Source organism: Streptomyces caelestis (assembly GCF_014205255.1).
Taxonomy (GTDB): Bacteria; Actinomycetota; Actinomycetes; order Streptomycetales; family Streptomycetaceae; genus Streptomyces; species Streptomyces caelestis.
The window spans coordinates 2,542,549-2,555,338 of the sequence record NZ_JACHNE010000001.1 but is presented as its reverse complement, the minus strand read 5'-3'; the positions used below and the strand labels follow the sequence as shown (position 1 = coordinate 2,555,338).

Below are 12,790 nucleotides of genomic sequence, written 5' to 3'. Positions count from 1 at the left end.
CCTTTCCCACGCCCCGCCTGCAACGAGACGGTTCGTCTCGTGCGTACCGCTCCACTGTCCGGCGAGACGCTCCGTCTTGTCAACCTGATAAATTCGACCCATGCCCGCACGGAAGTCCGCTCAGCCCGCCAAGCCCGCCCCCGACTCCACCCGGCGCAGCGAGAAGTCCCGCCGCGCCATCTACGAAGCCGCCCTCGCGCTCGTCGTGGAGGTCGGTTACCCGAAGACCACCATCGAGGGCATCGCCGCCCGCGCCGGTGTCGGGAAGCAGACGATCTACCGCTGGTGGTCGTCGAAGGCGGACGTGCTGATGGAGGCGTTCCTCGACCTGGGCGAGCAGTCCCTGCGGGAAGCGGGACCGGTGCCGTACGCCTTCCCCGACAGCGGCGACCTCGCCGCCGACGTCAAGGCCGTCCTGCGCGCCACCGTCGACCAGTTGCGCGACCCGAGGTTCGAGGCGCCGTCCCGTGCGCTGGCCGCCGAGGGCGTGGTGAACGAGCACCTCGGTCGCGAGCTCGTGGCCAAGCTGATGCAGCCCTCACTCGACCTCTACATCGGCCGGCTGCGCGCCGCGCAGGACGCCGGCCAGGTGCGGCCCGAGATCGACCCGCGCATCGCCCTGGAGTTCTTCATCTCCCCGCTCGCCCAGCGCTGGCTCCAGCACACCGGCCCGATCTCCTACGAGTACACCGACACCCTCGTCGACTACGCCCTTCACGGTCTCGCGCCCCGCTGAGCGGCCCGCGCGAGACGCCCCGGCGCGTCCGTGATCACCCCGTCGCAGCCCAGCGCCAGCACCCGGTCCCGCTGCGCGTCCGTCACCACGGTGTGCGCCCACACCCGCCGGATCCCCGAGTTCACCGCCCGCACGAGGTCCGCGTCACGCGCCCGGTGGTCCACGTCCAGCAGGTCCACGTACGACCGCCAGCGCTCCGGGCGGTCCGTGCGCAGTTGCCGCGCCGAGCGCCACAACTGGGCGAGCAGGCCCAGGCGATGGGCGCGCCGGGCCACCTCCGGGTCGTTGGAGTTCACGAACACCGAGCGGGTCAGGCCACGGGCCCGGATCAGCCCGGCCAGCCGGTCGAGGCTCCGCGGGTCCTTCGCCTCCAGCATCAGCACGATCCGCCCGCCGAAACGATCCAGCACCTCCGCGACCGTCGGCGGCCGTTCCGACCGCCAGCTGCCGGGCAGCGCGTCCTTCGGGCGCAGCCGGACGCCCTGCCACTCCCGGGCGTCGAGGCCGCGCACCGCGCCGCCCAGGTAGGTGGTGCGGTTCAGCGTCTCGTCGTGGAACACCACGGGCGTGCCGTCGCGCAGCAGCCGCGTGTCGAAGTCCAGCACCTGCGCCGTACCGCGCTCGTAGGCGGCCATCAGCCCCGTCATGCTGTTCTCGGGGACCTCGCGGGCACCGCCGCGGTGGGCGACGTACGTGATCCGGGGGAGCGCCGCCGCGGTCAGAGGGCCGGTGCCCCACTCCAGTGGACGGGTGCGTCCCTCCGGCGGACGGACGCCCGTCGGCAGAGTCGAGGCGGCACCGGCCGGTCCCGTGAGGGTCAGCGAGACCACCGAAACCGCGGAGGCGAGGCCCGTCAGCGCGATCCTTGTGACCATGGCGACCACGGTAGGGCGCCATGTCATGGCAAAGCAGGCAATGACACCCGATCACGGTGTGGAGTACGCCTCGCCCCACGGGCATATGCCTCGCCCCACCGGTACATGTCTCGGCCCTCCTGCCCCGGATGTGGGCACTGGCCCCCCGGGGCGCGGGAAGATGGGACCATAAGGCATGCTGTTCCGCACGACAGCGAGGCGAGGGGATAGATGAGCGCGGAGTACGGCGGCAGGACCGGCCTGCAGGGCAAACTCACCCAGTGGCTGCGCGCCGGGCGCCGGCCGAAGGAGACCGCCGGTGACGGCGGCCGTGAGGACCTGCTGCTCGCCGCCGCCGGCGCCGGACTGCCGCTCGCGCCCGCCGCGCACCCGGCCGGCTACCGCTGCTCCTGCGACCGCGTCGGCTGTCCCACCCCGGCCCGGCATCCGGTGTCCTTCGCCTGGCAGACGCAGTCGACCACCGACCGCGCCCAGATCGAGCGCTGGGCCCGCCATCAGCCGCAGGCCAACTTCATCACCGCGACCGGCATGGTGCACGACGTCCTCGACGTGCCCCTGGATGCCGGTCGCAGTGCGTTGGAGCGGCTGCTCGCCGACGGTGTCGAGGTCGGTCCCGTCGCCGAGAGCGACGACGGCCGCATGCTGTTCTTCACCCTCACCCGCGGGACGCCCGAGGACGAGGACGAGTGGTGGCCGTGCGAACTGGACTGCCACCCCGAGACGATGGACGAGCACCCCGGGCTGCGGTGGCACTGCCGTGGCTCCTACGTCCTCGTACCGCCGGCGCGGCTGCCCGGCGAGGACCAGACGGTGCACTGGGTGCGCGGGCCCGAGCATCCGCTGCCGGATCCGCTGACCCTGCTGGAGACCCTGACCGAGGCCGGCGCCCGGTACGCCGGTGAGGAATCCGACCAGGCCGGGTCGGCCTGGCCGGTGCGACGGCACTGAGCCGGTCCGCTCCGCCCTTACGAGCCTTCCGCCGACGTCATTCCCTGGATCCGGCCGAGGATCGTCACCCGCTGGTTGCCGCTGCCCTGCGGCGGATCCAGCGCCACCTCGTTGGAGACGAACTCCATCAAGAGGGACTGCTTGATCTCGCCGGTCGTCAGAGCGAGAACATCCTTGTTGGGGACGGGGAACGACGTGCCCGCGTAAGCCGTCTGCTTCTCGAAGTGCCGTGTGGTGAAGAACACCAGTGCGCCGCCGTCCGCGGTGCGCAGGGCGAGGGGCTGGTAGTCGCCGTTCGTCAGCGGTTCGTCGATGTACTGGGTGACCAGGCCCGGCTTCTTGGCGTTCTTCTTGCGCAGGGCGCGCCACTGGCTGGTGTGGGAGCCGTCCGCGAAGGTTTCTGAGCCGTTCTTGAGGTAGGCCGTGTAGTCCTGGCTCAGGTCGCCGGGGGCGGCGGCCAGGCCGGTCGAGTTCACCGGGACGGACTCGGCCCAGCCGTCCGCGTCCTTCTTGAACTCCGGGACCTTGCCCGGTGCGACGAGGGTGAGATACGCGACCTGGAAGGGGTCGTCCAGGCTGCTGCGGGTGAACACGAGCAGCCAGCGGGCCGTGCCGCCCTTGTTGCCGGCCGCGTCGACGAGGAACCAGCGGGGCCAGCCGGCCTTCTTGGGGATCGTGTACTTCGCGTCCGTCAGCTTCAGGGGCGTGTGGTTCGGGTTGCCGTCCGGGCTGTTCGCCTTCCCGGCCTTCAGGCGTGCCGAGTCGATGTCGGCCAGGGCGCCGGTGGTGTGGTCGGCGTCCAGGGAGGCGTCGTAGGCCTTGTCGGCCTCGTTGTACGCGGTCGTGAACTCCTGGAGAGCCTCGGCGGCCTCGGCGCGGGTGGTGGACGGGAGGATTTCCCGTTCGCCGTGCACCACGACGCATCCGCTCGCCGTCAGCGAGATGGCGGCCACCGAAGCCGCCATCAGCGCGTTCCGCTCAAGCCTGCCCGGCCTTAGGGGGCCGCGAAGCCTGATCATCAGGTTCCTTCACCTTCCGTTACCGAGAGTCTCAGGACTCCTGGCATTCCGACCATTTCTGCCCGGAAGGTCCGTTCCCGCTCCTCTTGAAGCGGGACTACGGTGCACGCTTCACTGCCGACAGCCCGGACAAGGCCAGGTCTTACACCGGCTCCACGTACGTTTTCGGTCTCCGAGCCACTCCCGGCGACCAAGCCCCGAAGGGCAACGCGTTTTGCCTGCCGCCGCAGGGGGCGGAGCAGCCGGGCGGCTTGGCTTTCGCCGACCGGCACCAGTGACTCTACCAACTGCGACAGACGACGGCTGACGAACACCGAAAGCTCAGTCGGCAGCCTGCACCGCCTTCCTGGAGGCAAACCCTACCGGTGCCAGGAAGAGCGCGAGCGTCGGGATCAAGTACAGCAGCCACACCGTGACCTGGAGCACCGTCGGGTCCGGCTGGAAGTTGAACACGCCCTTGAGCAACGTGCCGTACCAACTGTCCGGAGGAATCGTGCCGGAGATGTCGAAGGCCTTGTCGTTGAGGCCGGGCAGGAAGCCCGCCTCCTGGAGGTCGTGGAAGCCGTACGCCAGGACGCCCGCCGCGACGACGACCAGCATGCCGCCGGTCCACGTGAAGAACCGGGCGAGATCGATGCGCAGGGCGCCCCGGTAGAACAGCCAACCCAGGAGGATCGCCGTCAACAGGCCCAGCGCGACACCGAGAAGGGGCCGCGGCGTGCCGTCGCTCGCCGCGTGGACCGAGGCCCAGACGAACAGGGCCGTCTCCAGGCCCTCCCGGCCCACGGCCAGGAACGCGGTGGCGACCAGCGCGCCCGTGCCCATGGCGAGGGCCGCGTCCAGCCTGCCGTGCAGTTCCGACTTCAGGTGCCGGGCGGTGCGCCGCATCCAGAACACCATCCACGTCACCAGACCGACCGCGAGGATCGACAGGGACCCGCCGAGCGCCTCCTGCGCCTGGAACGTCAGTTCCTGGGAGCCGAATTCGAGGGCGCAGCCGAAGCCGAGCGCGAGGGCGACGGCGACGCCGATGCCGGTCCAGATCGGCCGCAGCGCGTCCCTGCGGTCCGTCTTGACCAGGTAGGCGATGAGGATGCAGACGACGAGGCTCGCCTCCAGGCCCTCGCGCAGACCGATCAGGTAGTTGGAGAACATCGGGTCTACGCCTCCCCGGAGAACAGCGTCCGGCCCCACCAGTCGTCCTTGTCGCGAACGCCTGGCGGGATCGCGAAGAGCGCCGAACCCACGTGCTGGATGTACTCGTTGAGCGCGTCCGTGGCCAGGTTGCGCTGGATCGGGATGAAGCCCTCGCGGACGTCCCGCTGGTAGGCCAGGAAGAACAGGCCCGCGTCCAGCCGGCCCAGTCCGTCCGTGCCGTCGGTGAAGGAATAGCCGCGGCGCAGGATCGTCGCGCCGTGGTTGGTGTCGGGGTGCGCGAGCCGGACGTGCGCGTCGGGCTTCATGGCCTTCAGGAACGGCTCGTCGCGCTCCTTCGCCTTGCCGACCGGGGCACCCTCGCCCTTGTCGCGGCCGAAGATGTCCTCCTGCTCCTGGAGCGAGGTGCGGTCCCACGTCTCGATGTGCATCCGGATGCGTCGGGCGACGAGGTAGGAGCCGTTCGTCATCCAGGACGGGTCGTCCTGTTCGCCCACCCACACGAACTTCTCCAGCCGGCCCGTCTCCGTTGCCGCGATGTTGCGGGTGCCGTCCTTGAAGCCCATCAGGTTGCGCGGCGTCTGCGCCTCGGGCGTCGTCGACGACGTCTTGCCGAAGCCGAGCTGCGACCAGCGGATGACGACCTTGCCGAAGCCGATGCGGGCCAGGTTGCGGACGGCGTGCACGGCGACCTGGGGGTCGTCCGCGCAGGCCTGGACGCACAGGTCGCCTCCGCTGCGGTTCTTGTCCAGGTTGTCGCCCGCGAACTTCGGCAGGTCCACCAGGGCGGCCGGTCGCTGCTCCGCCAGGCCGAACTTCCCGAACAGACCCGGGCCGAAGCCGATCGTGAGGGTCAGGCGGGAGGGCTTCAGGTCCAGGGCCTCGCCGGTGTCGTCGGGGGGTGCCTCCGGGAGGCCGCCGTAGCCGCCCTCGCCCACCGGCTGCCCGGCCGTCATGCGGCGGGCGGCCTGCGTCCAGTCCTTCAGCAACTGGACGAACTCCGCCCGGTCGTCGGTCGTCACGTCGAACGCGGCGAAGTGCAGCCGGTCCTGGACGGGGGTGGCGATGCCGGCCTGGTGCGCGCCGTGGAAGGCGATCGCGGTTCCGGCGTCCGGCGCGGGGTCGTCGTCCGTGCGGGCCATCGCCACCGCTCCGCCCGCCGCGGCGGCGCCGAGGGCCAGGCCCGCGCCGCCCCAGCCGAGCAGGGAGCGCCGGGAGGGGGATGGTGTGGGGTTGTCGGTGTTGTCCGTCATGGGCGCGGCCCTCTACTTCACGACCGCGGCAGCGAGCTTCGACAGGGGCTCCGCCAGCGCGTTGACCGCGTCCGAGAGCTCCTTGCGGTCGGTCTTGCCGACCTTGTCGTACGAGGTGAAGTCGTACGACGCCGGGTCCGGGCGGTACGTGTCGAGCAGCGTGTTCAGGGCGGCGAACTGCCTGTCCAGTTCCGTGGTGAGAGCCTTGTCGTTCTCCTGCGCGACCGGCTTCAGCAGCTCGTACGACTGCTGCGCGCCCTCGACGTTGGCCTTGAAGTCGACCAGGTCGGTGTGCGAATAGCGCTCCTCCTCGCCGGTGACCTTGCCGGTGGCGACCTCGTCGAGGAGTTCCTTGGCGCCGTTGGCCATGGAGGTAGGGGTGATGTCCGCCTTGCCTACGCGGTTCTGCCAGTCCTTCAGGTCGGTGATCAGCCGGTCGGCCAGTTCCTTCTGGCGGTCGCCGATCTTCTTGTCCTGCCAGAGGGCCTTCTCCAGGCGGTGCCAGCCGGTCCAGTCCGTGGCGGGATCCTGGCCGTCCTCCAGACCGTCCTCGCGGACGTCGACCTTGGGGTCGATGTCGCCGAAGGACTCGGCGACCGGCTCGGTGCGCTCCCAGCCGATGCGGGAGGGGGCGTACGCCTTCTTCGCGGCTTCCAGGTCGCCTTCCTTGACGGCCCGGGCGAAGGTCTCGGCCTTGGGCAGGGTCTCGTCGGCCTGCGCCTGGGCGTAGGCGCGGTAGGCCGCAACGGCCTTGTCCAGGCGCGGATCCCGCTGGATCGCCTTGCCGCCCGTGGCCTTGACGGTCTGGCGGATGCCGTCGCCCTTCATGCCGGGCTTGCAGGCGATCCGGTAGTCGCCGGCCTTCACCTCGGCGGTGACCCGCTGCTTGGTGCCGGGGCCTATGTTCTCCCGCTCGGTGACCACACGGTCGTCGGGGAAGAGCACGTAGACCTCGGTGACCTTCGACCCCTTGTTCTCGACGGCGAGTTCGACGTGCCCGGCCGGGAACTCCTTCTTCGACACCTCGCACTTGTCGTCCGTGGCCGTCACATGGACGACGTGGTCGCCGTCCGCGGCGTTGCTCTTCTCCGTGCAGCCGGTGACGGCGGTCAGAGCCGCCGCGACGGCGATCGCGACGGAAACGGGTCTGGCGGGTCGCATGAGGGCTCCAGGAAGGCGGGGAAGGTGAGGCTCACCTAATGAGCCACATAAGAATTGCTGAAGTGGCTCAAAATCGCCCTCATGGAGCGGTCAAGGGACGGTCAAAGGTCGCGCCTCGGGGTGAGCGCGACCCCGGCCCGTACGCCGCCGCGAGCGCGGGGAACGGACGCGTGGCGAAGGCCGTGACCTCGGCGGCCGCCCGTGCGATGTTTGAATGCACCCGTGACTGACTACGACGTGCTCCGCGTCTTCTGCGGGCCGAACGGTGGATACGGCAACGAACTCGGTGTCGTGCGCGAGGGTTCGGTGCTGCCCGAGCGGAGTGACCGGCAGGCGTTCGCCGCGAAGCTGGGGTTCAGTGAGACCGTGTTCGTCGACGACCCCGAGCGCGGTGTGATCGACATCTACACGCCCACCCTGCGCCTGCCCTTCGCCGGGCATCCGTGTGTCGGGACGGCCTGGCTGCTCGACGTGCCCGAGCTGGTCACGCCCGCCGGGGTGGTCGGTGCCCGGCAGGACGGGGAGTTCTGCTGGATCGAGGCGCGGGCGGAGTGGGTGCCGCAGCGCACCCTGCGGCAGTACGGCAGCGCCACCGAGGTCGACGACCTGGCCGTGCCGCCGCCGGGGGAGTGGGTGTACGCCTGGGCGTGGGAGGACGAGCCCGCCGGACGGGTGAGGGCCCGGGCCTTCCCCGGACGCGGCGACGGGATCGACGAGGACGAGGCGACCGGAGCGGCGGCCCTGCTGCTCACCGACCGGCTCGGCCGGGCCCTCAACATCACCCAGGGCGCGGGCTCCCAGATCCTGACCGCGCCCCAGCCGGGCGGATGGACCGAGGTCGGCGGCCGGGTCCACCTCGAACGCTGACCCGGGCGGTGCGTGTCCGTACGGGTGGAACCGCGTGTGTGCGGTACCGAACGGGAACCTCCGGGCGCGACCACTCCCGACCGCATCCCGTGCGGCCCGTACGCCGGTGAGCTCGGAGCCGAGGTGAGTGGGGCGGCGCCGTGTCTCCGGGTCCGCTCACGCCGACAGCGGGAACTCCTCGCCCAGAGCCTGGAACACCGCGTTGTTCAGCGCGTACGCCCGCTTGCACTCGGACACGATCCGCTGCCGCTCCAGCTCGTCACCGGGCACCGCGTCCAGCAGCTCCCAGTAACCCCGCTTGAAGGCGGCCGGGTTGGGGATCTCCTCGAACACGTAGAAGCGGACCCCGTCGCCCTTCTTCGGGAAACCCCACGTCCTCTCGGCCGTGTCGCGGATGATCTGCCCGCCGGAGAGGTCGCCGAGGTAGCGCGTGTAGTGGTGGGCGACGTAGCCGGCCGGCCAGGTGTGGGCGCAGTCGGAGATCCGCCGCGCGTACTCCAGCGTGGCGGGCAGCGCGCTGACGCCCGAACGCCAGCCGGGGCCGCGCAGGTACTCCAGGTCCTGTTCCAGCGAGGCCATCCGGAACAGCTCCGGGCGGACGAAGGGGCCGGCCACCGGGTCCCCGGCCAGGCGCTCGGCGCCGGACTCCAGTGCCCCGTACACGAACCACAGCTGCTCCGTGTAGCGGGCGAACGCGTCGACCCCCAGTTTGTGCCCCAGCAGGTCGCTCATGAACGTCGAGCCCCTGACCTCCTCGTGCTGCTCGCGGGAAGCGGTCCGAATGAGGGTCGAGAAGGATTCCATGGGCCCATCCTTTGGGTAAGGCATACCTAAGTCAATGGGTTTGCCGACGCCCTGTCGGTAAAAGCGTACAAGAGAAAGCCCGCCCTGGCAGGGCGGGCTCGGTGATCGTGATCGGTGATCAGGGCAGCGTCAGGATCTCCGCGCCCGTCTCCGTCACCACCAGCGTGTGCTCGAACTGGGCCGTCCGCTTCCGGTCCTTCGTCACGACCGTCCAGCCGTCGTCCCACATGTCGTACTCGTGCGTCCCGAGCGTCAGCATCGGCTCGATGGTGAAGGTCATGCCGGGCTGGATGACCGTCGTCGCGTGCGGGCTGTCGTAGTGGGGGATGATCAGGCCCGAGTGGAACGCGCTGTTGATGCCGTGGCCGGTGAAGTCCCGGACCACCCCGTAGCCGAAGCGCTTGGCGTACGACTCGATGACCCGGCCGATGATGTTGATCTGCCGGCCCGGCCTGACCGCCTTGATCGCCCGGTCGAGGGACTCCCGGGTCCGCTCCACCAGCAGCCGCGACTCCTCGTCGACGTCACCGACCAGGTAGGTCGCGTTGTTGTCGCCGTGCACACCACCGATGTACGCCGTCACGTCGAGGTTGACGATGTCGCCGTCGCGCAGGACCGTCGAGTCCGGGATGCCGTGGCAGATGACCTCGTTGACGGACGTGCACAGCGACTTCGGGAAGCCCCGGTAGCCGAGCGTCGAGGGGTAGGCGCCGTGGTCGCACATGTACGCGTGCGCCACCTTGTCCAGCTCGTCGGTGGTCACCCCGGGGGCGATCAGCTTCGCGGCCTCCGCCATCGCCCGGGCGGCGATCCGGCCGGCGACCCGCATCGCCTCGATCGTCTCGGGCGTCTGCACCTCCGGTCCGGTGTACGGCGTCGGCGCGGGCTTGCCGACGTACTCGGGGCGGCGGATGTTTCCGGGCACGGGACGGGTGGGGGACAGCTCCCCCGGGACAAGCAGCGACTGGCCAGACATGCCAGCGAGTCTAACCAGCTGCCATGGGGGAACATGACGATGGCGAGAGGAGCTGGTCATGGCCCTGTTCAAGAAGCGGACGGTCGGGAAGCCGGGCGAGTGGTACTACTGCCTGGAGCACAAGAAGGTCGAGGAGGGGCCGGAGTGCCCCAACAAGGACCGGTTCGGACCGTACACCTCCCGCACGGAAGCCGAACGCGCGATGGAGACCGCCCGCGCGCGCAACCTCCAGTGGGAGAACGACCCCAAGTGGCACGACGCCCCGGCGGGCGGCCGGAACGAGGAGTAGCGCCACCCGGCGGCTGCGCGGCGTTCGCGCAGCCGCACATCCGGCCCAGGGGGCGGACGCCCCCTACCAGCGCGCCGGCGGAGGGGCCGTCAGGTGTTCCGCCAGTCTCGCCGCCCTGTCCCGGAAGCGGCGGCGGCCGCGCGGCGTCGGCAGGGCGTTCTCCCCGGCCGCCGCGCTGACCAGGTGCTGCACCGTGTCCAGGTCCAGCTCCGAGCCGTCGGGGACGGCCAGGGCCTCATGGGCCATCGCCGCCAGCTCGCCCTCACCGGGGCCGAGGGACAGCACCGTCGCCCCGGCACGCCGGGCGTCGGACACCCGTTCGAGGAGAGATGCGGCCGGCCCTTCGGGGGACACCACCAGCAGCGTCTCGCCCCGCCGGGCCGCCTCAAGCCGCCCGAGACCGGCCGCCAGATGCGCCGGATCCGAGGGGCGCGCGTCATGCCGTACCAGCGTCGGGGCCAGCTCCGGCGTGCCCGACCACGCCGCCTCGTCCACCAGATGCGCCGCCAGGTGCCACGGCTCGTACTCCGGCGTGCCGACGAGCAGCAGCCCGCCGCCGTGCGACACCACCGACCCCCGCAGCGCGCCGGCGAACCGCCGCGTGGCGCCCAGCCACTCCGTTCCGGCGAGCACTTCCCGCAGCAGCGCGACCCGTACGGCATCCATGCGACCGCATCCTGCCCGAACCGGTCACTCGTGATGTGGAATTCACCACGAATTCGCCCGGCTCGGGCAGATGAATCGGTCATCCGTACCGTCGTCGAACGACCGGAGGAACCCGCCGATGACCGAGACCAGCGTCCCCTTCCGCGCCGGCCGGGAGGGATACGCCAGCTTCCGCATCCCCGCCGTCGTCGCCACCGTCCCCCACTCTCGGCTCCGCTCGAGCGGGGGCACCCCCATCGGCACCCTGCTCGCCTTCTGTGAGGGCCGCGTCGGCTCCCGGGACGACTTCGGGAACATCGACGTCGTACTCAAGCGCTCCACGGACGGCGGCCGGAGCTGGAGCCCGCTCCTGGTCGTCGCGAAGAACGGCGACGCCCTCGCCGGCAACCCGGCCCCCGTCGTCCTCGACACCGGCCGCGTCCTCCTCGTGCACGTACGCAACGCCGCTCTCGCCACCGAGGACGCCATCCGGCGCGGCAAGGTCAGCGCGGCCGACGGACGCCGGGTCTGGGTGCAGCACAGCGACGACGACGGCCTCACCTGGTCCGCGCCGAAGGAGATCACCCAGCAGACCAAGGAGCCGCACTGGCGCTGGTACGCCACCACACCCGGCCATGCCCTCCAGCTGAGCACGGGCCGGATCGTCGTCCCCGCCAACCACTCCCTGCCGCCCACCGGCACGGACAACGGCACGGAGGGCAGGTACAACGGCGGCCACTGCCTGCTCAGCGACGACCGGGGCGCCACCTGGCGGATCGGCTACGTCGACGACAACACCGACGGCTACATCAACGCCAACGAGACCACCGCCGCCGAACTCCCCGACGGCCGCGTGTACGTCAACACCCGCAACGACTCCCCGTCGCCCGGCACCCGGGCCGACGCCCACTCCACCGACGGCGGGCAGACCCTGGTGAAACCCTTCCGTCCGCAGGCGGGCCTGTCCGCTCCCGTGTGCCAGGCGAGCGTCCTCCAGCTCCGCGACCCCGACGTGCTGCTCTACTCCGGCCCCGCCGACCCGGGCTTCCGCGCCCTGATGACGATCCGCGCCTCCGCCGACGGCGGCACCACCTGGCGCCCGGTCCACACCGTGGACGGCCTGCCCGCCGCGTACTCCGACCTCGTGCGCGTCGACGCGGACACCGTGGGTCTGCTGTACGAGACCGGCGACTTCAGCGCCTACGAGACCATCACCTTCCGCCGGGTGCCCGTGACGGAGCTGACCTGAGCCGATGACCGCGGCGGACGTAGAGTCGGGGCCATGACCTCTACCGACAGTGCTGCCACCGACAACGCCCAGAAGGCCCCCGCCAAGGACCCCTGGGACCTGCCTGACGTCTCCGGACTCGTCGTCGGAGTGCTCGGCGGGACCGGGCCGCAGGGCAAGGGTCTCGCCTACCGGCTCGCCAAGGCCGGGCAGAAGGTGATCATCGGCTCGCGCGCGGCCGACCGTGCCCGGGCCGCCGCGGAGGAACTCGGGCACGGCGTCGAGGGCGCCGACAACGCCGAGACCGCGCGCCGCAGCGACATCGTGATCGTCGCCGTGCCGTGGGACGGCCACGGCAAGACCCTCGAATCCCTGCGCGAGGAACTGGCCGGCAAGCTCGTCGTCGACTGCGTCAACCCGCTCGGCTTCGACAAGAAGGGCGCCTACGCGCTCAAGCCCGAGGAGGGCAGCGCCGCCGAGCAGGCCGCCGCCCTGCTGCCGGACTCCCGGGTCACGGCCGCCTTCCACCACCTGTCGGCCGTGCTGCTCCAGGACCCGGAGATCGACGAGATCGACACCGACGTGATGGTCCTCGGCGAGGTCCGTGCCGACGTCGAGATCGTGCAGGCCCTCGCCGGGCGGATCCCCGGCATGCGCGGCATCTTCGCCGGGCGGCTGCGCAACGCCCACCAGGTGGAGTCGCTGGTGGCGAACCTGATCTCCGTGAACCGCCGGTACAAGGCGCACGCGGGGCTCCGCGTCACGGACGTGTGACGGCATGGGGGACACTGGACGGCACAGCAGTGCCCGCAGTGTCCCCCGACAGGAGTCGAC

Annotated in this window: 14 protein-coding genes; 6 read left to right on the top strand and 8 right to left on the bottom strand. The window is 70.9% G+C overall.

Features of this window, described 5'->3' with window-relative positions; genetic code table 11:
* The first annotated feature begins 100 nt into the window (after positions 1-100).
* Positions 101-736 carry a TetR/AcrR family transcriptional regulator gene (locus tag HDA41_RS11545; protein ID WP_184983167.1) on the top strand — a complete coding sequence of 212 codons (636 nt, stop codon included), beginning with the start codon at positions 101-103 and terminating at the stop codon, positions 734-736.
* On the opposite strand, the gene HDA41_RS11540 is transcribed toward HDA41_RS11545, so the two are convergent.
* Positions 715-1,611: a glycerophosphodiester phosphodiesterase gene (locus HDA41_RS11540; RefSeq protein WP_184983165.1), complete on the bottom strand. Its 897-nt coding sequence runs from the start codon at positions 1,609-1,611 to the stop codon at positions 715-717. The genes HDA41_RS11545 and HDA41_RS11540 overlap by 22 nt on opposite strands.
* 210 nt (positions 1,612-1,821) lie before the next feature.
* Between HDA41_RS11540 and HDA41_RS11535 the strand changes: the two genes are divergently transcribed.
* The gene (locus HDA41_RS11535; RefSeq protein ID WP_184983162.1) at positions 1,822-2,559 is read left to right on the top strand and encodes a bifunctional DNA primase/polymerase; all 738 of its coding nucleotides are present in this window, start codon (positions 1,822-1,824) and stop codon (positions 2,557-2,559) included.
* Positions 2,560-2,576: 17 nt separating this feature from the next.
* On the opposite strand, the gene HDA41_RS11530 is transcribed toward HDA41_RS11535, so the two are convergent.
* The 4 genes from HDA41_RS11530 to efeO form a co-directional block, all read right to left on the bottom strand.
* Positions 2,577-3,578, bottom strand: coding sequence for an SCO2278 family lipoprotein (locus HDA41_RS11530; protein WP_184983160.1), 1,002 nt, complete (start codon positions 3,576-3,578; stop codon positions 2,577-2,579).
* Between the two features lie 321 nt (positions 3,579-3,899).
* The gene (efeU, locus tag HDA41_RS11525) at positions 3,900-4,733 is read right to left on the bottom strand and encodes an iron uptake transporter permease EfeU (protein WP_184983158.1); all 834 of its coding nucleotides are present in this window, start codon (positions 4,731-4,733) and stop codon (positions 3,900-3,902) included.
* A 5-nt stretch (positions 4,734-4,738) separates the two neighbouring features.
* Positions 4,739-5,986 (bottom strand): iron uptake transporter deferrochelatase/peroxidase subunit, encoded by a 1,248-nt coding sequence (efeB, locus tag HDA41_RS11520; protein ID WP_184983157.1) that lies wholly within the window; start codon positions 5,984-5,986, stop codon positions 4,739-4,741.
* 12 nt (positions 5,987-5,998) lie between these two features.
* The gene (gene efeO / locus HDA41_RS11515; protein WP_184983154.1) at positions 5,999-7,147 is read right to left on the bottom strand and encodes an iron uptake system protein EfeO; all 1,149 of its coding nucleotides are present in this window, start codon (positions 7,145-7,147) and stop codon (positions 5,999-6,001) included.
* 222 nt (positions 7,148-7,369) lie between these two features.
* Between efeO and HDA41_RS11510 the strand changes: the two genes are divergently transcribed.
* The gene (locus HDA41_RS11510) at positions 7,370-8,014 is read left to right on the top strand and encodes a PhzF family phenazine biosynthesis protein (protein WP_184983152.1); all 645 of its coding nucleotides are present in this window, start codon (positions 7,370-7,372) and stop codon (positions 8,012-8,014) included.
* Positions 8,015-8,170: 156 nt separating this feature from the next.
* On the opposite strand, the gene HDA41_RS11505 is transcribed toward HDA41_RS11510, so the two are convergent.
* Positions 8,171-8,818: a biliverdin-producing heme oxygenase gene (locus tag HDA41_RS11505; protein ID WP_184983150.1), complete on the bottom strand. Its 648-nt coding sequence runs from the start codon at positions 8,816-8,818 to the stop codon at positions 8,171-8,173.
* A 118-nt stretch (positions 8,819-8,936) separates the two neighbouring features.
* Positions 8,937-9,794: a type I methionyl aminopeptidase gene (gene map / locus HDA41_RS11500; protein WP_184983148.1), complete on the bottom strand. Its 858-nt coding sequence runs from the start codon at positions 9,792-9,794 to the stop codon at positions 8,937-8,939.
* A gap of 58 nt (positions 9,795-9,852) precedes the next feature.
* Here map and HDA41_RS11495 point away from each other — a divergent pair, with 58 nt between their 5' ends.
* A complete protein-coding gene (locus HDA41_RS11495) occupies positions 9,853-10,083 on the top strand; it encodes a hypothetical protein (RefSeq protein ID WP_184983146.1) in 231 nt (76 codons plus the stop codon).
* A 63-nt stretch (positions 10,084-10,146) separates the two neighbouring features.
* On the opposite strand, the gene HDA41_RS11490 is transcribed toward HDA41_RS11495, so the two are convergent.
* Positions 10,147-10,749 (bottom strand): hypothetical protein, encoded by a 603-nt coding sequence (locus HDA41_RS11490; RefSeq protein WP_184983143.1) that lies wholly within the window; start codon positions 10,747-10,749, stop codon positions 10,147-10,149.
* A 118-nt stretch (positions 10,750-10,867) separates the two neighbouring features.
* Between HDA41_RS11490 and HDA41_RS11485 the strand changes: the two genes are divergently transcribed.
* A complete protein-coding gene (locus HDA41_RS11485; protein ID WP_184983141.1) occupies positions 10,868-11,977 on the top strand; it encodes a sialidase family protein in 1,110 nt (369 codons plus the stop codon).
* Positions 11,978-12,010: 33 nt separating this feature from the next.
* Entirely contained in the window at positions 12,011-12,730 is a 720-nt protein-coding gene (gene npdG, locus HDA41_RS11480; RefSeq protein WP_030837291.1) for an NADPH-dependent F420 reductase, read from the top strand.
* The last annotated feature ends 60 nt before the right edge of the window (positions 12,731-12,790 follow it).

Coding starts and splice junctions, on each gene's coding strand:
- HDA41_RS11545 (WP_184983167.1), top strand. CDS start 101: ATGCCCGCACGGAAGTCCGCTCAGCCCGCCAAGCCCGCCCCCGACTCC.
- HDA41_RS11535 (WP_184983162.1), top strand. CDS start 1,822: ATGAGCGCGGAGTACGGCGGCAGGACCGGCCTGCAGGGCAAACTCACC.
- HDA41_RS11495 (WP_184983146.1), top strand. CDS start 9,853: ATGGCCCTGTTCAAGAAGCGGACGGTCGGGAAGCCGGGCGAGTGGTAC.
- npdG (WP_030837291.1), top strand. CDS start 12,011: ATGACCTCTACCGACAGTGCTGCCACCGACAACGCCCAGAAGGCCCCC.
- map (WP_184983148.1), bottom strand. CDS start 9,794: ATGTCTGGCCAGTCGCTGCTTGTCCCGGGGGAGCTGTCCCCCACCCGT.
- HDA41_RS11540 (WP_184983165.1), bottom strand. CDS start 1,611: ATGGTCACAAGGATCGCGCTGACGGGCCTCGCCTCCGCGGTTTCGGTG.
- HDA41_RS11490 (WP_184983143.1), bottom strand. CDS start 10,749: ATGGATGCCGTACGGGTCGCGCTGCTGCGGGAAGTGCTCGCCGGAACG.
- efeB (WP_184983157.1), bottom strand. CDS start 5,986: ATGACGGACAACACCGACAACCCCACACCATCCCCCTCCCGGCGCTCC.
- HDA41_RS11530 (WP_184983160.1), bottom strand. CDS start 3,578: ATGATCAGGCTTCGCGGCCCCCTAAGGCCGGGCAGGCTTGAGCGGAAC.
- HDA41_RS11485 (WP_184983141.1), top strand. CDS start 10,868: ATGACCGAGACCAGCGTCCCCTTCCGCGCCGGCCGGGAGGGATACGCC.
- HDA41_RS11505 (WP_184983150.1), bottom strand. CDS start 8,818: ATGGAATCCTTCTCGACCCTCATTCGGACCGCTTCCCGCGAGCAGCAC.
- efeU (WP_184983158.1), bottom strand. CDS start 4,733: ATGTTCTCCAACTACCTGATCGGTCTGCGCGAGGGCCTGGAGGCGAGC.
- efeO (WP_184983154.1), bottom strand. CDS start 7,147: ATGCGACCCGCCAGACCCGTTTCCGTCGCGATCGCCGTCGCGGCGGCT.